The organism is Pseudomonas sp. MPB03 (assembly GCF_046605385.1).
Taxonomy (GTDB): Bacteria; Pseudomonadota; Gammaproteobacteria; order Pseudomonadales; family Pseudomonadaceae; genus Aquipseudomonas; species Aquipseudomonas zanjanensis.
Window position 1 is genome coordinate 771,745 of record NZ_CP176770.1, and the last position, 25,607, is coordinate 797,351.

At 62.9% G+C, this 25,607-nt stretch carries 29 protein-coding genes; 6 read left to right on the forward strand and 23 right to left on the reverse strand.

Going from position 1 to position 25,607, the window contains the following annotated elements:
• The first annotated feature begins 448 nt into the window (after positions 1 to 448).
• Positions 449 to 979 (forward strand): hypothetical protein, encoded by a 531-nt coding sequence (locus tag ACLH0I_RS03290; protein ID WP_411386288.1) that lies wholly within the window; start codon positions 449 to 451, stop codon positions 977 to 979.
• Positions 980 to 1,444: 465 nt separating this feature from the next.
• On the opposite strand, the gene ACLH0I_RS03295 is transcribed toward ACLH0I_RS03290, so the two are convergent.
• From ACLH0I_RS03295 to ACLH0I_RS03390, 20 genes are all read right to left on the reverse strand, one after another.
• Positions 1,445 to 1,891 carry an excinuclease gene (locus ACLH0I_RS03295; RefSeq protein ID WP_250962275.1) on the reverse strand — a complete coding sequence of 149 codons (447 nt, stop codon included), beginning with the start codon at positions 1,889 to 1,891 and terminating at the stop codon, positions 1,445 to 1,447.
• 31 nt (positions 1,892 to 1,922) lie between these two features.
• Positions 1,923 to 3,149, reverse strand: a complete 1,227-nt coding sequence (locus ACLH0I_RS03300) for a beta-ketoacyl-ACP synthase (protein WP_411386289.1) — start codon at positions 3,147 to 3,149, stop codon at positions 1,923 to 1,925.
• Complete coding sequence (gene fabG, locus ACLH0I_RS03305; protein ID WP_003197011.1) at positions 3,149 to 3,877, reverse strand: 3-oxoacyl-ACP reductase FabG; 729 nt, start codon at positions 3,875 to 3,877, stop codon at positions 3,149 to 3,151. Before fabG ends, ACLH0I_RS03300 begins: the two co-directional genes overlap by 1 nt.
• Positions 3,874 to 4,341, reverse strand: coding sequence for a hotdog family protein (locus tag ACLH0I_RS03310; protein WP_250962273.1), 468 nt, complete (start codon positions 4,339 to 4,341; stop codon positions 3,874 to 3,876). The genes fabG and ACLH0I_RS03310 overlap by 4 nt, the downstream gene beginning before the upstream one ends.
• On the reverse strand, positions 4,338 to 5,534 hold the full coding sequence (locus ACLH0I_RS03315) for a beta-ketoacyl-[acyl-carrier-protein] synthase family protein (RefSeq protein ID WP_411386290.1): 1,197 nt from the start codon (positions 5,532 to 5,534) through the stop codon (positions 4,338 to 4,340). Before ACLH0I_RS03315 ends, ACLH0I_RS03310 begins: the two co-directional genes overlap by 4 nt.
• Positions 5,531 to 6,013: a DUF3261 domain-containing protein gene (locus tag ACLH0I_RS03320; protein WP_411386291.1), complete on the reverse strand. Its 483-nt coding sequence runs from the start codon at positions 6,011 to 6,013 to the stop codon at positions 5,531 to 5,533. Before ACLH0I_RS03320 ends, ACLH0I_RS03315 begins: the two co-directional genes overlap by 4 nt.
• Positions 6,010 to 6,738 (reverse strand): class I SAM-dependent methyltransferase, encoded by a 729-nt coding sequence (locus ACLH0I_RS03325; protein WP_411386292.1) that lies wholly within the window; start codon positions 6,736 to 6,738, stop codon positions 6,010 to 6,012. The genes ACLH0I_RS03320 and ACLH0I_RS03325 overlap by 4 nt, the downstream gene beginning before the upstream one ends.
• A complete protein-coding gene (locus ACLH0I_RS03330) occupies positions 6,735 to 7,994 on the reverse strand; it encodes an NAD(P)/FAD-dependent oxidoreductase (RefSeq protein WP_186729470.1) in 1,260 nt (419 codons plus the stop codon). Before ACLH0I_RS03330 ends, ACLH0I_RS03325 begins: the two co-directional genes overlap by 4 nt.
• A 23-nt stretch (positions 7,995 to 8,017) precedes the next feature.
• Positions 8,018 to 10,357 carry an MMPL family transporter gene (locus ACLH0I_RS03335; RefSeq protein ID WP_411386293.1) on the reverse strand — a complete coding sequence of 780 codons (2,340 nt, stop codon included), beginning with the start codon at positions 10,355 to 10,357 and terminating at the stop codon, positions 8,018 to 8,020.
• The gene (locus ACLH0I_RS03340; RefSeq protein WP_411386294.1) at positions 10,341 to 10,934 is read right to left on the reverse strand and encodes a LolA family protein; all 594 of its coding nucleotides are present in this window, start codon (positions 10,932 to 10,934) and stop codon (positions 10,341 to 10,343) included. The genes ACLH0I_RS03335 and ACLH0I_RS03340 overlap by 17 nt, the downstream gene beginning before the upstream one ends.
• Positions 10,931 to 11,356, reverse strand: a complete 426-nt coding sequence (locus ACLH0I_RS03345) for an acyl-CoA thioesterase (protein ID WP_186706050.1) — start codon at positions 11,354 to 11,356, stop codon at positions 10,931 to 10,933. The genes ACLH0I_RS03340 and ACLH0I_RS03345 overlap by 4 nt, the downstream gene beginning before the upstream one ends.
• The gene (hutH, locus tag ACLH0I_RS03350) at positions 11,349 to 12,893 is read right to left on the reverse strand and encodes an HAL/PAL/TAL family ammonia-lyase (protein ID WP_411386295.1); all 1,545 of its coding nucleotides are present in this window, start codon (positions 12,891 to 12,893) and stop codon (positions 11,349 to 11,351) included. Before hutH ends, ACLH0I_RS03345 begins: the two co-directional genes overlap by 8 nt.
• Entirely contained in the window at positions 12,874 to 13,818 is a 945-nt protein-coding gene (locus ACLH0I_RS03355) for a glycosyl transferase (protein WP_186706048.1), read from the reverse strand. Before ACLH0I_RS03355 ends, hutH begins: the two co-directional genes overlap by 20 nt.
• Complete coding sequence (locus tag ACLH0I_RS03360; protein WP_250962266.1) at positions 13,815 to 14,549, reverse strand: glycosyltransferase family 2 protein; 735 nt, start codon at positions 14,547 to 14,549, stop codon at positions 13,815 to 13,817. The genes ACLH0I_RS03355 and ACLH0I_RS03360 overlap by 4 nt, the downstream gene beginning before the upstream one ends.
• A gap of 140 nt (positions 14,550 to 14,689) precedes the next feature.
• A complete protein-coding gene (locus ACLH0I_RS03365; protein WP_411386296.1) occupies positions 14,690 to 16,369 on the reverse strand; it encodes an AMP-binding protein in 1,680 nt (559 codons plus the stop codon).
• Entirely contained in the window at positions 16,366 to 16,911 is a 546-nt protein-coding gene (locus ACLH0I_RS03370; RefSeq protein ID WP_186729475.1) for a hypothetical protein, read from the reverse strand. The genes ACLH0I_RS03365 and ACLH0I_RS03370 overlap by 4 nt, the downstream gene beginning before the upstream one ends.
• Positions 16,908 to 17,162: an acyl carrier protein gene (locus ACLH0I_RS03375; RefSeq protein WP_186706044.1), complete on the reverse strand. Its 255-nt coding sequence runs from the start codon at positions 17,160 to 17,162 to the stop codon at positions 16,908 to 16,910. Before ACLH0I_RS03375 ends, ACLH0I_RS03370 begins: the two co-directional genes overlap by 4 nt.
• An 8-nt stretch (positions 17,163 to 17,170) precedes the next feature.
• On the reverse strand, positions 17,171 to 17,428 hold the full coding sequence (locus ACLH0I_RS03380) for a phosphopantetheine-binding protein (protein WP_411386297.1): 258 nt from the start codon (positions 17,426 to 17,428) through the stop codon (positions 17,171 to 17,173).
• Positions 17,409 to 18,218, reverse strand: coding sequence for a lysophospholipid acyltransferase family protein (locus tag ACLH0I_RS03385; protein ID WP_411386298.1), 810 nt, complete (start codon positions 18,216 to 18,218; stop codon positions 17,409 to 17,411). The genes ACLH0I_RS03380 and ACLH0I_RS03385 overlap by 20 nt, the downstream gene beginning before the upstream one ends.
• Entirely contained in the window at positions 18,194 to 18,913 is a 720-nt protein-coding gene (locus ACLH0I_RS03390) for a beta-ketoacyl synthase chain length factor (protein WP_250962262.1), read from the reverse strand. Before ACLH0I_RS03390 ends, ACLH0I_RS03385 begins: the two co-directional genes overlap by 25 nt.
• Before the next feature lie 359 nt (positions 18,914 to 19,272).
• On the opposite strand from ACLH0I_RS03390, the gene ACLH0I_RS03395 reads away from it, so the two are divergent.
• Entirely contained in the window at positions 19,273 to 20,043 is a 771-nt protein-coding gene (locus tag ACLH0I_RS03395; RefSeq protein ID WP_186706040.1) for a ParA family protein, read from the forward strand.
• 128 nt (positions 20,044 to 20,171) lie between these two features.
• Here ACLH0I_RS03395 and trxC read toward each other — a convergent pair whose 3' ends face one another.
• Both trxC and ycaC read right to left on the reverse strand, forming a co-directional pair.
• Positions 20,172 to 20,594 carry a thioredoxin TrxC gene (trxC, locus tag ACLH0I_RS03400; protein WP_186729478.1) on the reverse strand — a complete coding sequence of 141 codons (423 nt, stop codon included), beginning with the start codon at positions 20,592 to 20,594 and terminating at the stop codon, positions 20,172 to 20,174.
• Between the two features lie 173 nt (positions 20,595 to 20,767).
• Positions 20,768 to 21,394: an isochorismate family cysteine hydrolase YcaC gene (gene ycaC / locus ACLH0I_RS03405; protein WP_250962260.1), complete on the reverse strand. Its 627-nt coding sequence runs from the start codon at positions 21,392 to 21,394 to the stop codon at positions 20,768 to 20,770.
• Between the two features lie 204 nt (positions 21,395 to 21,598).
• Here ycaC and ACLH0I_RS03410 point away from each other — a divergent pair, with 204 nt between their 5' ends.
• The 4 genes from ACLH0I_RS03410 (at position 21,599) to ACLH0I_RS03425 (ending at position 23,891) form a co-directional block, all read left to right on the forward strand.
• A complete protein-coding gene (locus tag ACLH0I_RS03410) occupies positions 21,599 to 22,504 on the forward strand; it encodes a LysR family transcriptional regulator (RefSeq protein WP_217884362.1) in 906 nt (301 codons plus the stop codon).
• A gap of 248 nt (positions 22,505 to 22,752) precedes the next feature.
• Entirely contained in the window at positions 22,753 to 23,031 is a 279-nt protein-coding gene (locus tag ACLH0I_RS03415) for a hypothetical protein (RefSeq protein ID WP_411386299.1), read from the forward strand.
• A gap of 165 nt (positions 23,032 to 23,196) precedes the next feature.
• A complete protein-coding gene (locus tag ACLH0I_RS03420) occupies positions 23,197 to 23,493 on the forward strand; it encodes a type II toxin-antitoxin system HigB family toxin (RefSeq protein WP_053117759.1) in 297 nt (98 codons plus the stop codon).
• Positions 23,490 to 23,891 (forward strand): type II toxin-antitoxin system HigA family antitoxin, encoded by a 402-nt coding sequence (locus tag ACLH0I_RS03425; RefSeq protein ID WP_186706037.1) that lies wholly within the window; start codon positions 23,490 to 23,492, stop codon positions 23,889 to 23,891. Before ACLH0I_RS03420 ends, ACLH0I_RS03425 begins: the two co-directional genes overlap by 4 nt.
• Positions 23,892 to 24,132: 241 nt before the next feature.
• On the opposite strand, the gene selO is transcribed toward ACLH0I_RS03425, so the two are convergent.
• Positions 24,133 to 25,596 (reverse strand): protein adenylyltransferase SelO, encoded by a 1,464-nt coding sequence (selO, locus tag ACLH0I_RS03430; protein WP_411386300.1) that lies wholly within the window; start codon positions 25,594 to 25,596, stop codon positions 24,133 to 24,135.
• Positions 25,597 to 25,607: the final 11 nt, after the last annotated feature.

The following is a 25,607-nucleotide window of genomic DNA, read 5'->3' on the forward strand; positions in this document are numbered from 1 at the left end:
ATTGGGGAAAACCGACGCAGGAGCGGTAAATAGATACCGCACGAAGGAAGGGCGGCAGTGCAGTTGTCAGTGTGGAATCACGAGTTTCAGGGATCGCGGATATTCTTTGTACCGCAGGAACGCCAGGATCGCGTCGCGGGTGGCTTGTGGTTGCTCTTCAAGCAACCAGTGCCCGGTGTTTATCAATGTCAGTGAGTGCGGTTGCGCGGCGATAAAAGTAGCCTGCTCGGCCAGCGTCCGTCCCCGGGAATGGTCGCGTTGCATCGAGATTGTAGGAAAGTGCGCATTTCCGGTTACGACACTTCCTATTTGTCCCAGATGCCACGCCGTTGGGATTGCGACTCACCTGCCCTGCAACGTCTTATTCATCATTCCGAATCGTCCGGCTCAGTGCGCATTCCCGGCGCAAAGGAACGCAGCCTGAAGCCCATGAATAAGGCCCTTGGAAATGCACTCATCTTTGGATGCCCCTTACACCAACGAAATCTCCCATGAATCACTTCGTCATTTGGATGACTTGTTCTTGGAGCCCCGCCAACTGGAGGGTTACGGCGAAGAAGTCGCGGCATTCATGAATCGACAAAAAGCTTTCGTCGAAGCTCATCCGCCCATCGCCATCTACCGAGTGGCCACCGAGGGCAGCCAGACGCGTGACGGCGGAACGATCCAGCAGGTGTCGTCGTCGTTGACGTTCACCTTGGATAATGGCTGGAAAGTACGCGCCGCGCAGAAAGGCGATGAGGTGGTGTACGCCGATGGCAGCACGGCACGGATCATCACCGGCGCCGGGAAAAACAATAGCAACATTGCGCTGGTTGGCAGTCGCTTGAGCAATGGCGATGAGATCATCAATACGCTGCAGAAACGTTTCATGATCATCGTGCGGGAGGGGGTGCCGATGGCGGAGGACTTTTTGCCTGCGCTCAGGTTGGCGGAGGTTCATTACCTGCACCCGAATGCGATGAAGGAGAACGGCTAATAAAACAGGGGTTGCTGCGCAGCCCAGCGGGAGCAAGATTCATGGCTGTTACACGGACTGCTGGGATTCTCCAAACAGGTTGAAGAGCACCGAGGCGTCAAGCCCAAACCCTGTGGGAGCTGAGCTTGCTCGCGATGACGGCTGTATAGCCAACATCACCGGTGCTGACCCACCGCTATCGCGAGCAAGCTCGCTCCCACAGTGGATTTTGGGTGTTCGGAGTATCTGGGCACGCCACCAAGCCCTGTGGGAGCAAGCTTGCTCGCGATGACGGCAGCATAGCCAACATCACCATCGCTGACCCACCGCTATCGGACCCTGTAGGAGCTGCCGAAGGCTGCGATCTTTTGATTTTTTGATCTTTCACTTGGGACTCAAGTGTTTGGGGAAAGATCGCAGCCTCGTTGCACTCGACAGCTCCTACATTCCAGCGAAGATCGCAAGGGCATGGCCGAGGTGCTTTTTTTATTGCACCTTCGCCAGATCCCCTTTCAACGCAACGCCGGCCATGATCGCGCCGGCGTGGCATTCATAGGTGGTGGCATCCCGGCGTTCGTTGCGCTTGTAGAAGCTGACGATGTTGATGACGGCGTTGGCGCCCGCGGCCTTGGCGGCTTGGTGCAGGCTGATCAGCGCCGATTGCACCACCCATTCGCAGGCTTCTACGTCGGATTTGTTGAAGGCGTTGGTTTTTTTATTGGTGACCTCGCCCGCGCTGAGCACGCTGACTTTGCCCTGTGGCTCGTCGCCCGCCAGGTAGAACTTCACGCTGCGGTCGATCTTGCCGGTGCGGATGGCTTCGTTGACGACTTTGTCGAAAGGCAGGTAAAGCGTGGTATCACGGGCCTGGCTGAGGGTCGGCATGGCGCTGAGCAACAGGGCGGCGGTAACAGCGATTTTCTTCAATGACATCATCAGTCTCCTTGACCAGGGATAGCGGTTATCAGTGCCAGCGGCGGAAAATCAGCGAGGTGTTGACCCCACCAAAGGCGAAGTTGTTGTTCATCACGTATTCATGGCTCATCGGCCGGAATTCGTTGCGCAGGTAATCGAGCTTGCCGCACTGGGGGTCGACTTCATCGAGGTTGAACGTGTGCACGTAGAGGTCGCGGTTCATCATTTCGATGCTGAACCAGGACTCCAGCGCTCCGCAGGCGCCCAGGGTGTGGCCGAGGAAACTCTTCTGCGAGCTGATGGGCATGTGTTCGCCAAACAGGCTGCTGGTGGCCTGGGTTTCGGCAATGTCGCCCTGTTCGGTGGCGGTGCCATGGCCATTGACGTAGCCGATGGCCGAGGGTTCGAGGCCGGCGTCTTCCAAGGCCAGTTCCATGGCCCGGCGCATGGTGATCAGTTCGGGGCGGGTGGCGTGCTGGCCGTCGGCGTTGCTGCCAAAGCCGACGATCTCGGCGTGAATCCGTGCGCCCCGGGCCAGGGCGTGCTCCAGTTCTTCCAGCACGAGCATGCCGGCGCCTTCGCCGATCACCAGGCCATCGCGACCCTTGTCGTAGGGCCGCGGGCTGGTTTGCGGCGCATCGTTTTTCAGGCTGGTGGCGTATAGGGCATCGAAGACCATCGCTTCGGTCGGGCACAGTTCTTCCGCACCGCCGGCGAGCATCAGCGGCAAGCGGCCGAACTTGATGGCTTCGTAGGCATAGCCGATGCCGTGACTGCCGCTGGTGCAGGCACTGGACGTCGGGATCAGCCGTCCGGTCAGCCCGAAAAAGATGCTGATGTTGGCCGCCGTGGTGTGGGGCATCATTCGCACGTAGGAGTTGGCGTTCAACCCTTCGGCCACGCTGTTGAGCAGCATGTTGCCGAACGCCTTGATCTCGTCGGTGCTGCCGGTGGACGAACCGCAGGACACGCCCATGCGCCCGTCCTTGATCGATTCGTCGCCCAGCAGGCCGGCATCGGCCAGGGCCTGTTCCGCCGCGCCCACCGCCAGGCGCGAGACCCGGCCCATGCTGCGTAGTTGCTTGCGGGTCCAGTGGGCCGGAACCTGGAAGTCGTCGATGGGCCCGGCCAGGCGGGTGTTCAGTTCGGTGAAACGGTCCCACTCATCCATGCGCCGGATGCCGCTGCGGTTGGCGGCGAAGTTGGCGGCGATGGTCTCCCAGTCGCTGCCTATGGACGTGATGCCGGCCATGCCGGTGACGACGACGCGCTTCATCAGCACAAGCCTCCGTTGACGGCCAGGACCTGCCGGGTGATGTAGCCGGCTTCGGCGGACATCAGGAAGTTCACCGCGCCCGCCACTTCTTCCGGGGTGCCCATGCGCTGGGCGGGGATCATTTTCATCAGTTCTTCCACAGGTACGTTTTCATCGAGCATGGCAGTGTCGATCAACCCCGGCGCGACGCAGTTGACGGTGATCTTGCGCTTGCCCAACTCGATTGCCAATGCCTTGGCCGCGCCGATCAAACCGGCCTTCGAGGCGCTGTAGTTGACCTGGCCGCGATTGCCGATCAGCCCGGAAACCGAGGTGATGCAGACGATCCGTCCGGCGGCGCGGCGACGGATCATCGGCATCATCACCGGATGCAGCACGTTGTAGAAACCGTCGAGGTTGGTGCGCATCACCACATCCCAATCGTCCTCGCTCAGGGCCGGGAAGGCGCCATCGCGGGTCAGGCCGGCATTGAGCACCACGCCGTAATAGGCGCCGTGGGTTTCCACGTCGGCTTCGAGAATGGCCTTGCAGGCGGCGCGGTCGGCCACGTCGAATTGCAGCACCCGGGCGTTGCGGCCCAAGGCCTGGATTTGGGCCTGGACCGTTTCGGCCTCGGCGCGGCCGCTGCGGCAGTGCAGCACGATGTCATGCCCGGCCTGGGCCAGGCGCAGGGCGATGGCGCGGCCGATGCCACGGCTGGAGCCGGTGACCAGTACGGATTCAGTCATGACGGGTTTCCTGTTGCGGACGGTTCATGAAGGTAATGGGCGGCCTGGGGTGGACGGAAGACATTGAGCCGGGCCATGGCATGGATGCCTGGCGCGTGGATGTGGCATTCGAACACGCCCATGCCGTTGTCGTCTTCCAGGGAGCGCACACCATGGATGCTCAGCTCGGTGCCAAGGGGAAAACAGTCGACGTTGCATTCGAACTTGCGGGTGCCGAGCAGAAAACCCAGCGCCACGGCATCGCCGCGTTGGCGTGCGTGGCAACCGGCAAACGCCGCGACGCTCTGGGCCATCAACTCGATGCCGACCCAGGCCGGCAGCGCACCGTCGTCACGGTTGAACAAGCCGCCGGACGTGACGGTGGCGTGGGTGTGGATCTGTTCGTCATCGAACGACAGGATCCGGTCGATGAGGATCATGTCACCGGCATGGGGCAGCAGTTCGGCGAGCGGCCAGTCAATCATGGGGCGTCTCCGATAATCAGGCTGACGTTGTTGCCGCCGAAGGCAAATGAGTTGCTCATCAGGCGGCGCGGGGTGGCCGGGTCCAGGCGGGTGTGGGTGGTGACCCAGTCCAGCGCCGGCAGGGCAGGGTCGGCCTGGCCGTCCCAGACATGCGGCGGCAGGGCCTGGGCGGTGTTTTCGGTGCTCAGGGCCAGCCAGCAGAACGCCGCTTCCAACGCCCCCGCCGCACCGAGGGTATGGCCGGTCATGGGCTTGGTGGACGAGCAGGGCACGCCCGCCGGAAACAGCCCAGCCACGGCCTGGCTTTCCATGGCGTCATTGTGTTGGGTGGCCGTGCCGTGCAGGTTCAGGTAATCGATCTGGCTGGCGTCGAGGCCGGCGCAGCGCAGGGCTTTTTCCATGGCCTGGCGCGCGCCGCGACCGCTGGGTTCAGGCGCGGAAATATGGTGGGCATCGGAACTGGCGCCGTCGCCGAGCAAGGCAATCGGTACTCCCTCGCCTGGCGTCTTGCTCATGAGAAACAGCACCGCTGCTTCGCCGATGTTGATGCCGCTGCGGTTCACCGAGAACGGATTGCAGCGCTCGTTCGACACCGCCTCCAGTGCGGAAAAACCGTTGAGGGTCAATTTGCACAAGCTGTCCACGCCACCGCACAGCACGGCATCGCACAGGCCCAGGTCCAGCAGGCGCCGGGCGCTCATCAAGGCGCGGGCGCTGGAGGTGCAGGCCGTGGAAATCACGTAGGACGGGCCACTGAGGCCGAGCCAGTCGGAAAGAAAGTTGGCCGGCGCGCTGAGCTCCTGTTGCTGATAGTCATAGCCGTCCGGGAAGCGTTGCTCGCGCAGGTAATGGGCGATGCCCTGGCTGGCCTCGTCGATACCCGACGTGCTGGTGCCCAGGACGATGCCGATGCGGGCGCGACCGTAGGCCTGGATGGCCTGGTCGATCTCGGCGCGGATTTGCAGCCCCGCCTCCAGCAGCAGTTGATTGTTGCGGCTGCGTTGCGCTGCCAGGGCCGGGGGGATGGACGCGAGTTCACCGGGCACCGCGGCGACCGGCAAGGCCCGTTCGGCCACCCAGCCAGTCTCGCTGCGCACGCCCGAGCAGTCACCGGCAAACAGGTTGCGCGCGACGGTGTGTTTGTCGCGACCCAAGGCACAGATCACCCCGAGGGCATTCAAATAGGCGGTCATGGGGCGTTCTCGGTCAACGGTGTGATGCGGTAGCGCAGGCCTTGGGGCAGGCTCATTTCAAAATCCAGCGGTTGTGTATAGCGCACCTGCCAACGACGCTCGAGGGTCCGTTGCGACGCCTGTTGTCGCGCCGCCGGGTAGTTGCCGGGCAGCTCGACCTCAGGCGTCAGCGCGAACAACAACGCGGCGAACAACTCCCGGGCCTCGGCATTGGGGGGCAGCAGACCGTCGGCCTGCCACTGGCCATCGACCAGGCGCTGGCGGGCCAGGGGAATGCCCAACGGGTCCATCATCGACCAACGGATGCCGGTGCCTTCGCGCTGGACCACCAGCAACCAGTCCTGACGTTGGCCGGCCATTGTCCGCTCGATGTGCAGTTGCATCGGCAATGCCAGGGTTGGCGTGCGGGCGGGCAGCGGTGCCTGGCTGGCGCAGGCACTGAGCAGCAACACGCAGGCGATCAGCAGGCCACGGATCATCCCGCAGCCCCTTCGCGAGGCTTGCGCGCCACCACGTTGACCAAGGTTTCCTCACGCTCGCCAAACGGCTTGGGCCGGCGTAGGCCGAAGCGCTCCAGCAGGCCGAAATCCTTGGCACGGCTCCACCACAGGTACGGGTAGGACACGTTGCGTTCTTCGAACTGGAACCCTTGATCGCGGATCATCTGCAGGTACTGCGCAGCACTTTTCTGCACGTGCATCGGGTGGCGGAACAGCCAGCGGATCACCCAGGTGTCGATGTAGGCTTCGGTGGATTCGGCGAACAGCAAATAGCCGCCGGGCTTGAGGACGCGGTAGAACTCGGCGAGGGCTTTTTCCTGTTCCACCAAATGATGGAACGTCTGGTGGCAGAACAGCAGGTCGACGCTGGCGTCGGGCACTGCCAAGGTCGCGCAGTCGCTGCCGATCAGCTCCACGGCCATGCCCTGGCGCGCGGCTTCCTCCCGGCTCAGGTCGAGGCTGTGGGGGTCGGCATCCACGCCGATCAGGCGTTGTGGTGCGAACGCCTGGCGCAGGTACTGGAACGATTTGCCCTGGCCGCAGCCGGCGTCCAGCAGTACCGGGTTGGCCGGCAGCGCGGTGCTGAACAGGCTGCGCAGATCGTTGATCGCCACGCGCAACACATGGTGCTGCCAGGTGTGGCTGCGCAGGAACCAGAAGCCGAAGCGGGTTTCTTCGACGTAGTTGTCGCTCAGGTAGCTCATGGTTGCTGGCTCGGCGCCGGGCTCGCGCAGATTTCCGAGAGCATGCGCAGGCGCCGCTTGGGTTCACTGACGAACGGGTTGCGCTGATCCCAGGCGTAGCCGGCCAGGATCGAACTGATCATGCGGCGGATGTCGTCAGAGCCTTCAGTGTAGAAAATCACGTCCTGGAAGGTGCCGGCGTACCAGCCTTCGACGTAGCAGCGGAAGGTATCGACGCCGCGCTTGAGCGGCTCGGCGAACTCGCTTTGCCAATCCACGCTTTCACCTTGCAGCTGACGGTGGAGCACGTCGGCGGCCATGCTCGCCGACCGCATGGCAATGGTCACGCCGGAGGAGAACACCGGGTCGAGGAATTCCGCGGCGTTGCCCAACAGGGCAAAGCCCGGGCCGTGCAGGGTCTTGACGTTGGCCGAATAGCCGCCGATGGTCCTTGCCGGAGTGTCCCACACCGCGTTCTGCAGCACGCCGGCCAGGCTCGGGGTTTCGTCGATGAAACCGCGCAGGCAGGCATCGAGGTCGTCGGTGCGGCCGGCGAAATGTTCCGCCGCCGCGACCACGCCCACCGAGCAGCGTCCGCCGCTGAACGGAATGGTCCAGAACCACACGTCGCGTTTGCTCGGGTGGGTGGTGATGAGGATTTTTTCCCGGTCGAACGCCGGGGCGTCGATGCGATCCTCGATGTGGGTGAACACGGCCTGGCGCACCGGGAAGTTCGACGGCGCCTCGAGGTCCAGCAGGCGCGGCAGGACGCGGCCATAGCCGCTGGCATCGAGCACGAAGTCGGCTTCGACAAGGTACTCGCTGCCGTCTTCGCGCTGCACGCCCAGGCGTGGCTTGGCGAGGCTGAAGTCGGCGCTGGTGATCGCTTGGCCGTAACGGATTTCCACGCCTTGCAGGGCGGCCTGGTCGGCCAGCAACTTGTCGAAGTCGGCGCGTTGCACCTGGAAAGTCGTGGGCTTGCCGTTGCTGAAGGTCTCGCCAAAATCGAAGGCGCTGTAGCGTTCGCCCCAGGCAAACGCGGCGCCGTTCTTGCGCTGGAACCCGGCGGCATTCACCGCATCGAGCATGCCGGCTTCTTCAACGAAATCCAGGCAATGGGACAACAGGCTCTCACCGATGGAGAACCGTGGGAAATGCTGGCGCTCGATGACCAGCACATCGTGGCCCTTGCGCTTGAGCAGGGCGGCGGCGATGGCACCGGAGGGGCCGGCACCGATGATGACGACCTGGCGATATTCCGTTTCAGTGACAGGCATGGGGATTCCTTGAATATCCTGGGTCATCGTTGATCTTCTTGAGCAGGTATAGGGTGTTCCTGGCGCCCGGCCCATGGCGCCAGCATGAAACTGAAGGCCAGCCCCAGGCTCACCGCCAGGCCGAAGTTACTCACCGCCGGTGTGCTGGACAATGCCAGCAGGCCGAACGACAGCCAGGTGGTGACCGCTGCCAGCAGGGTGCCCAGCAGGCTCACGGCGGCACCGCCGATCTGTTCGCGCATCAGGATCGCGTAATCGACGCCGATGGCCGTCACCAGCAACAGGCCGAACAGGCTGAACAACGTCAGTGGTTGTCCCAGCCAGCCGAGGCTCGCCAGGCTGCACAGCGCGGCCAGCAACGGCAGGGCAACGATGCGCAAGGCTGCGCTGACCCCGAAAGGCCAGATCAGCAGCAGCACAATCAGCACGCAGGAGGCCAGTTTCAACTCGGCGGCGCTGACCTGCGTGGCGGCGAAGACCCGGTTCAGGTCACCCAGGCGATCCACCAGTTGCACGCCCGGCAGGTCCAAGGCTTGCACGCGCAGCAGCGCGGCATCGTTCAAGCCTTGCAGGCTGATCATGGCGGCCACGCCTTGCCCCGTGGGGCCGAGCCAGAGTGTGCGGTACGGCTCGGCCAGGGGGCCGGCCAGCGCGGCATTGATGTCTGTCACCGGCAAGGCCTGCAATTGCGCCAGCTCCCCTTGCAGTGCGGCGAGCGGCACGCCCAGGTCGAGCAGCGGTTGCCAGAAGTCCGGCAATCGGGCCAGTGCTTCGCGCACTTTCTGCTGGTCGGCGGGCGGGCTTACCAGTTGGTTCAGCGACAGGTAGCCCTGGAGTTTTTCCAGGGCGATCAACTGGTCCAGTCGTTCGTTGAGGGCGGTCTGGCGCTCCAGCAGTTGGGGTTGATCATCGGCACGAATCAGGAAGAACTGGCTGGTGGGCTGGAAGCCGGTGATGCGCGCGATGTCGCGGGCTTCGTCGGTGAGGTGCTGGGGCGTGCCGATCCATTGGCGGATGTCGTTTTTCGTGGTCAGGTGCCAGAGGCCGCCCGCGCAGAAGCTCAGCAACAGCACCAGCAGCACCGGCGTGGGGACTCTCGCCAATAACGCTTGGCGGATCTGGAGCAGGCATTCGCACAGCCGCAGCGGCCACTGGGCCGGACGCAGGTCTGCGCCTTTGAGCAGCGCCGGCAACAGGCAGACCGCGGTCAAGTAGGCGCCCACCAGCCCGGCGGCGGAAAATATCGCGATCTGGGTCAGGGCCGGGAACGGCGTCCAGGCCAGGGCCAGGTAGCCGATGCAGGTGGTCGTCAGGCTCAGGCTCAGCCCCGGCAGCGTCAGGCGCAAGGCCGGCCAACTGCGCCACGGCTTGAGGCTCCAGCTCTTGGACAGGTAGTGCAGGGGGTAATCCACCGCGACACCGATCAGGCTCGAACCCAGTACCAACGTCATCACATGCATGCGTCCGAACAACGCCACGCACGCCACCGCGCCGAACAGCATGCCCACCAGCACCGGCACGAACGCCAGCCACACACGCAGGCGCCGGAAGGCGAGCAACAGCAGCAGCAAGATGCCGATGGTTGCACCACCGCCGACCCAGGTGATTTCCCGCGATGCCTGTTGCTGGCCGCTGGCGGCGTACAGCAGGCCGCTGGCGGCCAGCAGTTGCCCTTGGGCCTGGCTAGCCTGGTCGCGGCTGAGTTGCAGCAGTTCGGCCACTTGCAGCGGCAGGTTCATGTCGAAGGCGTTACCCTGGGCGCGAGCCCGCAGCATCACCCAGCTTTTACCGTCGGCATCGGCGATCAATGCACCGCTGCCGATGTCGAATTTGATTGCGCCGCGTTGTGGCTGGCTGTTCTGGATACGCCCGGTCAGGCCCAGCCAATCGTCCTGGTTCGGCACCAGGCTGAAGCCGCTGAACGGATCGAACAGGGCTTGCACCCGCTGTTGGATGAACGCCTGGGGCTGCTCGATCAATTGCGCCCGGTCCGCCGCCGAGAGCATCGCCAGCCGGCCGTTGAGCAGTTGCGCGCGCAGCGCCGGCAAGTCGGCCTGCAGCGTCCACTGCACCTTGTCGAACAGGCCGCTGGCCTGCCATTGCTCGCCCAGGGTTTGCGCCAGGGCGATGGCGTGCTGGCGATCGGTATGGCCGACCAGCACCAGCACCTCGCGGTTGAGCGGCTCTTGCATGCGCTGCTCGGCGATCAGCTCCAGGGCGTCGGGCGATGTGCCCGGTACCAGCTCCATGAGGTTGGCCGACAGCGGCGCGCCGTTGCGCCATTGCCAGCCGGCGAGCACCAGCACCGCCAGCAGCAGGATCAGGAACAGCCATGGGAGCCTGCGTTCACTCGGCAAAGTCATGTTGCTCCGCTTCGCTCAAAGGTTGCGCGGGGGTAGCGTCCAGCATGCGCAGCACGGTGCTGTCGCCCTGGGTTTCCAGCAGTTCGATGCGCTGCACCAGTTCGCCGCCGTCAATGTTGATCTGGTTGAAGACCTGCTTGAGCAGCACCGAGCGCGGGGTCAAGGTGAGCTTCCACTGCTGCGGCTCGCCCGACAGGCTCAGCTCGAAATCCCGTTGCAGGCCACTGCTGTCGCCCTGCAATACTGCCAGGAACAGCCGGTTCTGCTCGGCGCCGGCGCTCTTGTTCGGCAGCATTTGCCAGGCATTGCCGTCCCGCCGGGCGATGCCCTGGGCGGTGATGCGGTAGTCCTGTTGCAGCGGGGTTTGCAGCAACCACAGCAGCCCTTGGTTTTTCGCCAGCACGAAGCGGCCCTTGCTGGTGAGGGGCTGGGGCAGGGCGCGCAGGTGTTTTTCCTGGATGAACTGGCCGTGGATCACCTCCGGGCGGGCCAGTTGGTCACTTAATTGCTCTAGATCGAACGCCTGGGCCAGTGGCGACAGGCTGCACAGCAGCAGCCAGATGAAGAGGCGTTTCATGACAGTTTCCTCTCGACGGCTTCGACAAAGACCCGTGGCGAGGCCAGCAGCATCTCGCGAGTGGCCATGTCCACGGCCACTTGCACTGAACTGGCCCGGGTGAAGCGTTCGCCTGTCGCGGCGTCACTGATCAGGTAGTTGATCTTCAGCCGGTTTTCCCACTCCACCAGGCTGGCGCGCACGGTCAGGGCCTGGCCGAACACGGCACCGCGTACGTAGCGCAACTGCAGGTCGATCACCGGCCACGCATGGCCGGATTCGAGCATGTCGTTGTAGTTGTGGCCGATCAGGTCGAGCAGGGCACAGCGGGCCACTTCCAGGTATTTGACGTAATGGCCGTGCCAGACCACGTTCATCGAATCGACGTCGAAAAATGGCACCACGATCTGCGTGTCGACGTGCAAAACACCTTGGCTACGCATGCAGCCTCCAGTGTTGCTCGGCGATGCGTTGCAGGCACAGGCGCAGTTCGCCTTCCAGGGCGCGGTCTTCGATGACCGGCGGGAAATCCTCGGCCAGTTGCTGGTGCATGGCGGCCAGGGCCGGTGGCAGTGGACGTGCGTCTTCGGCACGGCTGCGCAGCCAGACGCCCTGGTTGGCGGCGAGCAAGGTCGCGGCGGCCACTTGTTCGGTCAGTTCCAGCACGCGGATCGCGTCCCGGGCTGCGATGGTGCCCATGCTCACCTTGTCCTGGTTGTGGCACTCGGTGGAGCGCGAGAACACGCTGGCCGGCATCGTATTTTTCAGGGCTTCGGCGGTCCAGGCGCTGGTGCCGATCTGCACGGCCTTGAAACCGTGGTTGAGCATCGCTCGCTCGGCACTGGCGCCGGAAAGGTTGCTGGGCAGGCCATGGTTGTAGCGCTCGTCCACCAGCAGCGCGAGTTGCCGGTCCAGCAGGTCGGCGACGTTGGCCACCAGGTTCTTCAGGCTGTCCATGGCGAAGGCGATATGCCCGCCGTAGAAATGCCCGCCATGGAGCACGCGCTCGGCTTCGGCGTCGATGATCGGGTTGTCGTTGGCGCTGTTGAGTTCGGTTTCGATGAACCCGCGCAGCCAGCCCAGGCTGTCGGCCAATACCCCGAGCACATGGGGCGCGCAGCGCAGGGAATAGCGATCTTGCAGGCGATGCAGTGGCGCGGTCGGCGCGTCGATTGCCAGGTCCTTGCGCAGCCACGCGGCGACTTGCATCTGCCCCGGATGTGGTTTGGCGGCGAACAGGCGTTCATCGAAGTGTTCCGGGTTGCCTTGCAGGGCGACCACGTTCAGCGCGGTGATGCGGGTCGCCAATTGCAGCAGGTAGTCGGCGCGGGCGAAGGCCAGGCAGGCCAGGCCGGTCATCACCGCGGTGCCGTTCATCAGCGCCAGGGCTTCCTTGGGCCGCAGCACCAGCGGCGTCCAGCCCAGTTCACGGTGCACGTCGGCGGCCAGGCGGCGCTCGCCACGGAACATGACCTCCCGTTCGCCGGAAAGCGTGGCGGCGACGTAGGACAGCGGCGTCAAATCGCCGCTGGCGCCCACCGAACCCTCTTCCGGAATCAGCGGCAGGATGTCGTGTTCGAGAAAGGCCTGGAGGCGTTCCAGCAGTTCCACCCGCACCCCCGACACGCCGTGGCACAGCGACTGCAAACGCGCCGCGAGCACGGCGCGAGTGGCCTGGGCGTCGAGCAGCTTGCCCAAGCCGCAGCCGTGGAACGTGTACAGGTGACGGGGCAGGGCCTCGACGTGGTGCAGCGGCACGGCCACCACGCAAGAGTCGCCGTAACCGGTGGTCACGCCGTAGATCACGCCTTCCTTGTCCAGCAGGGAATCGAGGAATTGCGCACCCTTGGCGATGCGCAGGCGGAACGCCGGGTCATCTTGCAACTGCGTCGGCGCCTGACGGTTGGCCAGGGCCAGCACGTCTTCAATGCGCATGGGGCGTTCGCCGAAGGTTACCGGCTCAAGAGTGGGCATCGTCATCGGTCTTCCAGAAAGGGTAAAAGTTGAACCACTGTTGCGGGCCCTGGAGGCAGTACTGCGCCAGGCGCTCGGCGTAGCGGGCGGCCCAGTGGGCGATCACTTGCTCACGCTCGTTGCGCTTCCACGTCACGGCATCGGCGAAGGGTTCGAGGGTGACGCGATAGCGCCCCTCGTGCTTGAGGCACATCAGCAGGTTGACCGGGCATTTGAGCAGGCCGGCCAGCAACCACGGGCCTTGCGGGAATGCCGCCGGGTGGCCCATGAAATCCACGGTCACGCTGCGCCCGCCGTGCAGCGGCACGCGGTCGCCGGCAATCGCCAGCCATTCGCCGCGCTCCAGGCGTTCGCTCAGCTGCAACATGATCACCGGGTCCAGTTCGCTGACCTGGATCAGCCGCAGGTGCGTGGCGCCGGCCTCGCCCAGCAAGCGGTTGAACTGCTCGGCGTGCTTGGTGTGCACCAGCACGTTCATGGTGACTTTCTCGCCCAGCTCGGCCAGGGCCCGGCACATCTCCAGGTTGCCCAGGTGCGCGCCCACCAGCATTTGTCCGCGGGCATCGCGCAGGTGATTGCGCAACAGCGCCGGGTCGACGATCTCGATCTGGTCGATGCTCAGCTTGCCGTTCCAGACGTCGAGTTTATCGAGCAGGGAGTCGGCAAAGGCCATGAACTGCCCGAACACCCGCCAGCGGGTCGGGCGCAATTCGGGACGTGCGCTCCAGTCGGCCAGGCGTTGCTGGTATTGCCAGGCTGCCTGCCGGGCGCTACGGCCGAAAATGAAGAAGTACAGGACGATGCCGTACAGCACCGGGGTCAGCAAGCGCCGGCCGAGCACCTTGGCGGCGAGGGCGGTGAGTTTCATCAGCCAGTAACTGCCGCGCTCCTGGCGGTCGGCCCAATGCTGTTTGTCTGCCTGAAGACTCATGCCCGCCACCGTCGCCAGAGAATCAGGGGAAAGCGCACCAGCATGCCGAAGAACAACCGGGTGTGCATGCTGGAAATCAGCACGTTGTCGTGGAACAGGCGAAAGTGCGAAACCCCATCCTGGGGGTAATGGACCCGGGTGTGCAGCCAGTGCATCGGCTGATTGCGCCAGGCCAGGCGCACGAGGATGTCCGAGTCGAAATCCATGCGCTTGCCGATGTTGGCCGAGTCGATCACGGCCAGGGTCGGTGCCAAGGGATAGACCCGAAAGCCGCACATCGAGTCGCGGATTTGCAGGGACAGGCTGTTGATCCAGACCATGACGTGGGTGAGGTAGCGCGCATACAGGCGGCCTTTCGGCACGCTGGCGTCGTAGTGCGGATACCCGCAGATCACCGCGTCCGGGTGGGCCCGGGATTGCTCGATGAACGTCTTCACATCGCCAAGATCGTGCTGTCCGTCGGCGTCCACCTGCAGCGCATGGCTGAAACCCAGGCGCGAGGCTTCGCGCAGGCCGGCCATCACTGCACCGCCCTTGCCCTGGTTGACGGCCAGCCTGAGCAGATGCACCTGCTCGCCTTCGGCCAGCCGTTCCAGCACCGCGGCACACGCCGGGCTGCTGGCGTCATCCACCAGCACACAGGGCAAGCCGTTGGCGAGCAACGCCGTGACCACCGCCGAGATGGCGGTTGCGTGGTTGTAGACCGGGATGACGGCGCAGGGGTTATGCATGTTTTCTGCCCTCCACAAATCCATTGTGGCGAGGGATCTTGCTCCCGCTCGAGTGCGAAGCGCTCGCTCTTGCAAAACCAGGGGCTGCTTCGCAGCCCAGCGGGAGCAAGCTCCCTCGCCACAGTGATCTGTGCAGTTGCCTAGGCATTGTTTTCCCCCAACACAATCCGCCCACTGGAGCACGCCGCCGTGTCATTGCGGAAGGCAAAGTACAGCTTGCCGCGCTCGCGGTCGAAACGCAGGTGCAGTTGGATTTCATCGCCGGGGCGCACCAGTTGCTGGAATTTCAGCACTTCCATGCCGACAAATCGGGGCGGCAGGTCCAGCAGTTGTCGGCCGAGGCTCAAGGCCCAGTCGACCTGCACCACGCCCGGCAACACCGGCGCGGTGGGAAAATGACCGCTGAAGTACGCCAGGTCTGGCGGCACGATCAATTGCAGGCTCCATTCCCCATCGGTTTCGACTCGCTCCAGGACTTCGGGGCCTTTTGGACGTGGCGCCAGCAGCAGCGCTTCGACCTCGGCCTGGGACAACTTGCCCTGGGCGTTGAGCGGCAACTGCCGCAGCCAGCGCCAGCGCCGTGGCAGGGCGAGGGGTTCGCAGTGGGCGCTCAGGTGCCGGCGCAGGCCCTCGGTAACGGCGCGTCTGCCCTGGTTGCGCAAGGCATGCAGGCCGGCATCACTCAGCACCACCAGCGCGCCAAGGGAGGCGCGATTCTCCTGCACCACGCCCAATCGCGCTTCGCTGACCCAGTCGTGGGCCACCAGTGCTTGTTCCAGCATCGGCAGGGAGATGCGTTTTTCTTCAAGCTTGACGATACGGTCCAATCGCCCGAGCAGCTCGAAGCGCCCGTCGTCGGCGATCCGCGCTGCGTCAGCGGTATGTTCCACATGCCCGGCCGGCAGATAGGGCGAAGCAATCAGCAAGGCGCCGTCGCTGTCCTGGCTCAACTCGACGCCGGCAAAGGGTTGCCACAATCCGCCGCCCTGGCGCCAGGCGATGCCGCCGGTTTCCGAACTGCCGAAAATTTCCGTCGGCCATTGTCCCAGGCGTCGCTGCAAGCTTTGTGCAGCCTCGGAGGGCAAGGCGCCGCCAGAGGAAAACACTCGGCGCACGCTGCTCAGGGCCGGCCAATCGAGGTTGTCGCCCATGCGCTTGAGCAATGCCGGGCTGGCAACCCAGGCGAACGCCGGTTGTTCGCGGCTGGCCCGTTGCAGGTCTTCGGGAAATGCCAGTTGCCGACGCATGAATGGACGCCCGGCGCACAGCGGCCAAAGCATCCGGAACAGTAGTCCGTAGATGTGCTGGGCGGCCACGCTGCCGATCATGCAGGCCGGGCCGAGGTCGGCGCCCCACAGTTGTTCCAGGGCCTGGACTTCGTTACTCAACTGCCGCAGGGTTTTCTCGATGCGCTTGGGCTCGCCGCTGGAGCCGGAGGTGCACAGGCTCAGCCAACAGTGATCGAGGTTCAGTTCGGCGCCATCCATCGGCGCGTGTCGCACATCGCCGGGATGGGTGTCCCCGGGCTGGTCGGTCAACCACAGGTCCACGTCCGCCGCCCAGCGCTGGCGTGTCTGCGCTTGCAGGTCGGCGGGCAGCAGGACCCGCGCTCCGGCACGCCAAGCGCCGAGCAGGGCGATGGCCAGGTCGGCGGCATCGTCCAGGTGCACCGCCACATGCCGCGCGCCCCGGGCTTGCAGGCCCGCCGCCAGGCACAACGCCGCCTCCCGCAGTTGCGAGTGATCCAGCGCCGGAGCGACCGTAACGGTGCGTTCCGGTTGAGCCCTGAGCAACATCTGCTCAAGTGTTATCCAATTCATGGGCGGCCTCTTACCCGTTGTCGTATGAGCCATTCAATGGCAAACAGCAGCCCCATCAATCCGTAGGAAATCAGGCCGGTGTACAACATCCACCAGCTCAGCGGCGCCCAGAGGGTCAGGGCGGCGGCGAGCAAACCGTTACACAGGAAAAACACACACCAGGCCACCGTGACCTGGCGGGTATACACCACGGCCTTGGCCGGCAGCTGCGGTTCGCGCAGGCGGGCCAGGCGTTCAATCATCGGCGGGCCGTATTTCAGGCTCAGGGCGAACAGCCCGAGCATGAACCCGCTGATCAGCACCGGGTACCAGCGCAGCAGGAGCGGGCTGTCGAACAGCGCGAGCAACACACAAAAACCGATCGCCGTGACAGCCATCCAACGGCTGCCGGCGCCGCCCTTGCCAAGCAACGCCCGGGCCAGCCACAGGCTCCCCAGCAGCAGCCCGAACTGCCACGGGGCGAAATGCTCCATGCCGAAATACACCGCAAAGGGGTACAGCAGGCCTGCCAGTAGCAGGCCGAGGCCAATCAGCCGGGTCATGCGGCCGGTTGGACCAGTCGATAGACCGCCTCGACCACGTCATTGACGGTGCGCACCGACTTGAATTCTTCGGCTGCGATTTTCTTGCCGGTCTGGCGCTTGATGTGATCGATCAGGTCGACCGCATCGATGCTGTCGATTTCCAGGTCCTGGTACAGGTTCGATTCCAGCGTCACGCGTGCTGGGTCCAGTTCGAAGAGTTCGACCAGGGCATCACGCAGGGTGTTGAAAATGTCGTCACGAGTTTGCATGGTCGGTCTCAGGCGCTTTTTGCAGTGACGAAGGCCGCAAGGCTTGCCACATTGCTGAAATGGTTACGGGTGTCCTTGGCGTCGGCGTCGATCTTGATGCCATATTTTTTCTGGATCGCCAGGCCAAGCTCCAGGGCATCCACCGAGTCCAGGCCCAGGCCTTCGCCGAACAGGGTCTGATCGTCGCCGATGTCGTCGATGCCGATGTCTTCCAGGCCAAGGGCTTCGATGATCAGCTGTTTGATGTCACGGTGCAGATCGCTCATCTTCGGCGAGCTCCTTGATGTAATAGTGATGCAAGAAATCGTTGAGCCTGCGCGAAGCCTGGGGTGGCGGGCCGAGCGCAGCGAACGCCTGTGGGTCTATATCGGCCCCGACGTGAAAACTGAAGTGCACGCGACACCGAGGGATGCGATACCAGGGTTCGGCCTTGGTCAGGGTCGTGGGGTTGACCTTGATCGTGACGGGCGTGAGGATTTTCGCACCCCGCAGGGCAATGGCCGCGGCCCCCCGATGAAAGGCCGGCGCCTGGCCTGGCTGGGTGCGCGTCCCTTCGGGAAAAACGATCAGCGTCTGGCCATTTTGCAAGGCATCGCTGGCGGCATCGAGCATGTCCATGCTGCCGTCGTTGCTGATGTATTGGGTAGAACGCAATGGGCCCCGAGTGAAAGGATTCGCCCACAGGCTTTGCTTGACCACGCAGTTGGCGTCGCGCACCAGCCCGATCAGGAACACCACGTCGATCAGCGACGGGTGATTGGCAATGATCATCTGCCCGGGACGCCCGAGCCGTTCGGCGCCATCGATCTGGTAGGTAAGCACCCCGGTGCGGGCCATGAATCGGATAAAGAACCAGAACAACCGCCCGACGGTGCGACGGGCCCTTTGTCGGTGGGCCTTGGCATCCCCGGGCAACCAGGCCAGCAACGGGAACACCAGCAAACGCAGGCACAGCCCGCCCAGCCCGAACAGGGCGAAGCTGGCGGCGGTCGCGACCAGGCGCCAGTAATAGGCGTCGCGATGTTTGCCGGTCACCGGTTGCGTTGCCAGGTCCATACACGATTCTTCCAGACATGTTGGCAGGTGGTTTCGTTGTTCAGCAGGGTACGCAACAGATCCAGGGCATGGGGCCAGTCGCTGCCAGGCGAGTGGTCGGCCTCTGCGGACAGGTCCAGTTGCCAATCGTCGCCCGGGGTCAACAGCAGGCCCACGGCATAGGGAAAAGGCACGTCATCGACCCACGGAGCGTAGACCTGCGGCGGTTGTTCCTCGGTGATGACCAGCAACACCGCCGGCGAGCCTTCGTTCAACAGCGCTGCGGCTTCCAGCACGCCGTGCTCCAACCCATCGCCCGTGGCGGCCAGGGCGGTCATTTCGCTGGTTTCGCCGCGCATGATCGACCACAGGCCGATCACCGCGTTATGGACCGACAGGCTGAATTGTGTCGGCGACAAGGGCAGGTCGGCCGCCAGGTCCTTCAGAATCTCGAAAGTGCGCGGGGTTTCACCGTGACGGGAAATAAAGACCAACGGTAGGGCCGGACGGCCCTCGGCCAGTGGCCAGCCGACGCTGAAGGCCATCCGCGCCAGGCGACTGAGGCGCCGGCGTTGCATGGCGGGCAGGAACGAGACGTCAGGGGCGGCATCGCTGGCTGGCAATACGACCGGCTGTCGGCTCCATGCCTGCCAATCATCCACGCTTTCGAGCCCAGGGGCCCATGCGCGCCATTGGGCGATATTGAAATTGATCACAAACTTCACCCCACCCCTGCGGGCTTTTATTGTCACGGTTCAGTGGTTTGACCCGCGTCCAACCCTGCATGGCCTTGCGACCCAAGTGGCGCGCATTATCCCGGTGCGGTTGGCTTGTAGCAAATACTGGTTACATTTTGCCCAGCAAAATATACGGGTTGGTCCGCTCAATGCCAGGCAAGACCATTGTCGCGCTCATCGCGAGTTTGTCTGTCGGTTGTTCCTGTCATTGACTGGCCTTAATTGACGCTTGAATCGTTGGAAAAGCCACCGTCGCTGTAGTCCTTCTACGCAGAAGGTAGCTAAGCGGTGTCGCGCCCTACTACACTCGGGAATCTTTGATACACGGAGGTTTTGACATGCGGCGTGTGGTGTTCAATCAGAAAGGTGGCGTGGGCAAGTCCAGCATCGCCTGCAATCTGGCGGCGGTCAGCGCCAGCGAAGGCTATCGCACGCTATTGATAGACCTGGATGCCCAGGCCAACTCCACTCAATACCTGACTGGCCTGACCGGCGATGACATCCCCATGGGCATTGCCGATTTCTTCAAGCAGACCCTGTCGTCCGGGCCTTTCTCGAAAAAGAACAAGGTGGATATCTACGAAACGCCCTTCGACAACCTGCATGTCATCACCGCCACGGCGGAGCTGACGGACCTGCAGCCCAAGCTCGAGGCCAAGCACAAGATCAACAAGCTGCGCAAATTGCTCGAAGAGCTGGAGGAGGATTACGACCGGATTTACCTGGACACCCCGCCAGCCTTGAATTTTTATGCGGTTTCGGCGCTGATCGCCGCTGATCGGGTGTTGATCCCTTTTGACTGCGACAGTTTTTCCCGTCAGGCCCTGTACGGCCTGCTGGCGGAAATCGAAGAGCTCAAGGACGACCATAACGAAGGCCTGGAAGTCGAAGGTATCGTGGTCAACCAGTTCCAGGCCCGCGCCAGCCTGCCGCAGCAGATCCTCGACGAACTGATCGCCGAAGGCCTGCCGGTGTTGCCGGTGTACCTGAGCAGCTCGGTGCGCATGCGCGAATCCCACCAGGCCAGCCTGCCGCTGATCCACCTCGACCCGCGGCACAAACTGACCCAACAGTTCATGGAGTTGCATAGCCTGCTGGAAAGTGCCTGATTGGAATCCACTGTGAAAGAATCACTGTGGGAGCGAGCTTGCTCGCGATAGCTGCCTGTCAGGCGATACAGTATTGACGGGTACACCGCTATCGCGAGCAAGCTCGCTCCCACATTAATCTCATGGCTTCAAATCCCCTGGCTGCGCAACCAGCTCATCAATTGAGGCAAGGGAAACGCCCCACTCTGGCGAGCCACCTCCCGGCCATCCTTGAACAGAATCAGGCTGGGAATCGAGCGGATCCCCAACTGTGCCGACAACTGCTGGTTGGCCTCGCTGTCGAGCTTGGCCAGCCGGCATTTGCCCGCCAGTTGCGCGGCGGCCTGTTCGAACACGGGCGCGAAGGACTTGCATGGCCCACACCAATCGGCCCACACATCCACCAGCAACGGCAGGTCGCCTTTGATCTGGCTGGCGTAGTCGCCTTGCTTGAGTTCGAACGGCTTGCTCAATAACACCTGGGCCTTGCAGCGTCCGCACTTGGGCTGGTCGCCCAGGCGTTCGGCGGGTATGCGATTGAGCCCGTTGCAATGGGGGCAGGGGATCAGCATCAGATCAGTCTCCAGAGAATCATTGGCACAGATTGAACACTATATAGAAACCACCACAAAAACCTGTGGGAGCGAGCTTGCTCGCGATGGCGGTGTATCAGTCAATATTGCCTTGACTGTCAGACCGCTATCGCGAGCAAGCTCGCTCCCACAGGGGTGTATCGGTGTGGCTGTTATTTGCCGTTGGTCAGCGTGTTGTAGCTGGTCATCAGGTTGCGGTAGTCCGGGATGTGGTTGGAGAACAGGGTCGCCAGGCCTTCCACGTCGTTGCGCCAGTCGCGGTGCAGTTCACAGGCCAGGCCGAACCAGGTCATCAATTGCGCACCGGAGGAAGACATGCGGTCCCAGGCCGATTGACGGGTCAGTTCGTTGAATGTGCCGGATGCATCGGTGACCACGAACACTTCGAAACCTTCAGCCAGGGCCGACAGGGCCGGGAAGGCTACGCAGACTTCGGTGACGACGCCGGCGATGATCAGTTGTTTCTTGCCGGTGGCCTTGATCGCCTTGACGAAGTCTTCGTTGTCCCAGGCGTTGATCTGACCAGGGCGAGCGATGTACGGCGCATCCGGGAACAGCGTCTTGAGTTCTGGCATCAACGGGCCGTTGGGGCCGGTTTCGAAGCTGGTGGTGAGGATGGTCGGCAGCTGGAAGTACTTCGCCAGATCAGCCAGGGCCAGTACGTTGTTCTTGAAACGGTCCGGGTCGATGTCGCGTACCAGCGACAGCAGACCGGCTTGGTGATCGACCAGCAGAACGGCGGCGTTATCTTTGTCGAGACGGTTGTAGGAAGCAGTCATGGCGTAGCCCTCATTAAGTTTTGTTTGCCGAAGGTTTCGGCGTGGTTAAGGTTTTGAATTCGGTGCAGCGATTATTGGGTGACTCATCTGGCCGAAGCGCCGGTTTGAATCCGTGTTGCGTTTCGATGGGTGTAGATTAAAACTGGCACCTTTGAAGCGCTAGACTGCGGAAATCAGCCTTAGCGTTCTATTTGGAGAACGATCATCGAAGACCTCAACACGCTTTACTATTTCACCCAGGTGGTCGAGCACCGTGGGTTCGCCGCGGCCGGCCGGGCGCTGGACATGCCGAAGTCAAAGCTCAGCCGGCGTATCGCCCAGTTGGAAGAGCGGCTCGGGGTGCGCTTGCTCCATCGCACCAGCCGCCATTGCACGCTAACGGAGATCGGCCAGGCTTATTACCAGCGTTGCCTGGCGATGCGGGTCGAGGCCGAGAGCGCGGCGGAAGTGATCGAGCGCAACCGCTCCGAACCCCAGGGGCTGGTGCGCATCAGTTGCCCGACGGCGCTGCTCAACAGTTGGGTCGGGCCGATGTTGACCCGCTACATGCTCAAGTACCCGCGGGTGGAGTTGTTCATCGAGAGCACCAACCGCCGGGTCGACTTGATCCATGAAGGGTTCGATATCGCCTTGCGGGTGCGCTTTCCGCCGCTGGAAAACACCGACATGGTCATGAAGGTGCTGAGCAACAGCACCCAGTGCCTGGTGGGCAGCCCGGCGTTCCTTGAGCGCTTGTCTTCACCGGCCTCCCCGGCGGACCTCAACGGCTTGCCCAGCGTGCACTGGGGCGCGGCGCAGCGGGAATACCAGTGGGAGTTGTTCGGCCCGGATGGCACCCGCGCGCTGATCCGTCACGCGCCACGCATGGTCACCGACGACCTGCTGGCCCTGCGTCATGCGGTGCTGGCAGGCATCGGCATCGCCCACCTGCCCACCGTGGTGGTGCGCGAAGACATCGCGGCCGGCCGGCTGGTGGAACTGGTGCCGGGCTGGACGCCGAAATGCGGGATCGTCCATGCGATCTTTGCCTCACGCCGCGGGTTGCTGCCGTCGGTGCGTACGCTGATCGACTTTCTGGCCGAAGAATTCAGCCACAGTGATATGGCATAGGACGGAGACAGTAATGCCACCGGATTCTCCTTGTGGGAGCGGGCTTGCTCGCGAAGACGGTGTGTCAGTCAACATCTATGTGTCTGATACGCCGCCTTCGCGAGCAAGCCCGCTCCCACAGGAACTCACACTCCAGGCTTTTCCAAGGACATTTATCAAGGGGGCCATTCATCAGGTGCGCCGCACTGAAACGCTGTCACGGCCTCAAAAAAGACACCACGTACCTGTTTGCAGACTCAGGAGGTCCCATGAGCCATCCTCAAGACCCAGCCACTCCCCAGGCAGTGGACAATCCCAACGATGACGGCTTCGTCCTCGGCACCGCCGGCCGCGACGAGGACCCCAACGCCGCCCCGGCCTACGCCACCGACCGTCGCCATGATCGGGACGAATTGACCCCGGAAGACGCCCGCGGCATGCCCGGTTATCCCGAGGAAAAGCCGCCGGCAAAACCCAGGGAGAAGGGGGTTGAAGAGGCAGAGCCGGGGATCGAGACGCCTGAGCAGGGGAACGATAAGGTTGGGTGAGCAGGACTCATATCTGCTCACATTTCTTACCGAGACCTAAAGCTCTTGGCGACTAGGCTGGAAACCAGCAAGAGCTAACCATTTGTCTATCTGGCTATATCGCAATTTGCGATGTGCCAGATTTGTGTTTAACTTTCCCATAGCAAAATGCGATAAGGACGTTGCATGCATGTGATCACCGAGAAACGCATTTGGGAGGCCAAGGAGAAATGGCCACATTCAGCGAATGCGTTGGATCAATGGTATCGGCTGATCAAGCGCAATAGCCCGGCTGATTTTGCAGCGATGAAATCCATATTTCCGGCAACTGATAAGGTCGGTCCGCTGCATGTGTTTGACATCGGTGGAAACAAGTTGCGGCTGATTGCGGTGATTCGATACCGAGCGCAGCGTCTGTATATCAAATGCGTGCTTGACCATCGGGAATACGACAGAGGCAAGTGGAAGGAGGAAAAGGGATGAGTGCACTGATCGAACAAGTCGCCGCCCATTGGGAGTTTGTGTCTCCCTTGCTGCGTAAGCCCAGGAGCGAAGAGGATTACGACCGGTTGGTCGCAGCGCTCGATGAATTGTTGGAGTTGGTTGGCGAAGAAGAAGCCCATCCGCTGATGAGCCTGGTGGACATTATCGGTGAATGGATCGAGGCCTGGGATCATCAACACCGGCCGATGCCCAAGGCCACTGGCGTTGAGGCGCTTCGTTATCTGATGCGCGAGCATGGGAAGAGCCAGAGCGACTTGCCGGGTGTCGGTACCCAGTCGGTGGTATCGGAGATATTGAGCGGCAAGCGTCAGCTCAATTTAAGGCAGATCCGCTGGCTGGCGGAGCGCTTCGGCGTATCGGTTGAGACCTTTATTTGATGGCTTGGCGCACTAACTGTGGCGAGGGAGCTTGCTCCCGCTCGGTTCTGTAGGAGTTGCCGAAGGCTGCGATCTTTTGACCTTTCGCTTGAGACTCAAGTGTTTGGGGAAAGATCGCAGCCTCGTTTGCACTCGACAGCTCCTAAACAGCTCCTACACGCTCCTACGGCTCAGCGGGAGCAAGCTCCCTCGCCACCGGGTTATGTGTTTGGTGGGAGGTCTGTTTTAGCCAGGGCCTGCGCTACGACGAGCAACTGATCTCCAGATGCTTGCCCCACTCCGGCGGACGCTCGGCGTAGCTGTCCATGCCCGATTGTTCTTCGAATGGCTTGCTCAACACAGTGTGCAAGCGGCGGACTTCGTCGTAGTCGCCTGATTCGGCGGCTTCGATGGCTTTCTGTGCCAGGTAATTGCGCAGCACGTACAGCGGGTTGACGGCGTGCATGCGGGCGCGCCGTTGGTCTTGATCGACGGGGCCTTCGCGGTTGACGCGGGCGATATAGAGTTCGCCCCAGGCGTCGAGGCCCTTGAGGTCGACGAAGTCGTCGCGCAGGGTGGCGATGGCGTGCTCGGGCGCCTGGTCGCCGAGTCGACGGAAGAACAGGCTGTAGTCGACGCCGCTGTTCTGCATCAGTTGCAGCAGGCGCTCCACCAGTTTCTGGTCATCCTCTTCGGCGACGGTCAAACCGAGGCGGCGGCGCATCAAGTCCAGGTAGTGAGCCTGGTACAGCGGCAAGTATAGCCCGAGGGTCTCACGCAGCGCCTCGACGCTGATGAAGGGCGTCAGGGCCTGGGCCAGGGCGCTGAGGTTCCACTGGCCGATGGGCACCTGGTTGCTGAACGAATAGCGGCCCTGGTCATCGGAGTGGTTGCAGATGAAGTTGGCGTCGAAGTCATCGAGGAAGGCGAACGGCCCGAAGTCGAAGGTGATGCCCAGGATCGACATGTTGTCGGTGTTCATCACGCCGTGGCAGAAACCGTAGGCCTGCCATTTGGCAATCAGCTCGGCGTTGCGCTCGACGATTTCGCGGTACATCGCCAGGTACGGCTCCGGCTGCTCACGGCACTCGGCAAAATGCAGGTTCAAGACGTGCTCGGCGAGGGTCGCGTGCAGTTCGGGTTTCTTGGTGTAGTAGAAATATTCGAAATGGCCGAAACGCACATGGCTCGGCGCCAGGCGCAGCACCATGGCGGCGCGTTCCTGTTTTTCGCGCCACACCGGGGTGTCCGAGCCGATCACGCACAAGGCGCGGGTGGTGGGGATGCCGAGGGCGTGCAAGGCCTCGGAGGCGAGGAATTCGCGGATCGAGGAGCGCAGCACCGCGCGCCCGTCGCCCATGCGTGAGAACGGCGTCTGGCCGGCGCCCTTGAGGTGCATGTCCCAGTGCTCGCCGGCCTCGTTGTACACCTCGCCCAGCAGCAACCCGCGGCCATCGCCCAGTTGTGGGTTGTAGTGGCCAAACTGATGACCTGAATAGATCATCGCCCGGGGCTCGGTTTCAGCCCAGAGCTTGTGGCCGCCGAAGATCTCGGCGAACAGCGCTGTCTCGGCTTCTGCAGGATCCAGGTCCAGCAGCGCCATGGCCGCCGGGCTGGCGACCACCAACCGGGGATTGTCGATGGGCTCGGGCAGCACGTGGGCCGAGAAACCGTCGCCCAGGCGGGCGAAACGGTTATCGAAGGTCAGCGTTTCCAGCGATTTCATGGCCGTCTCCA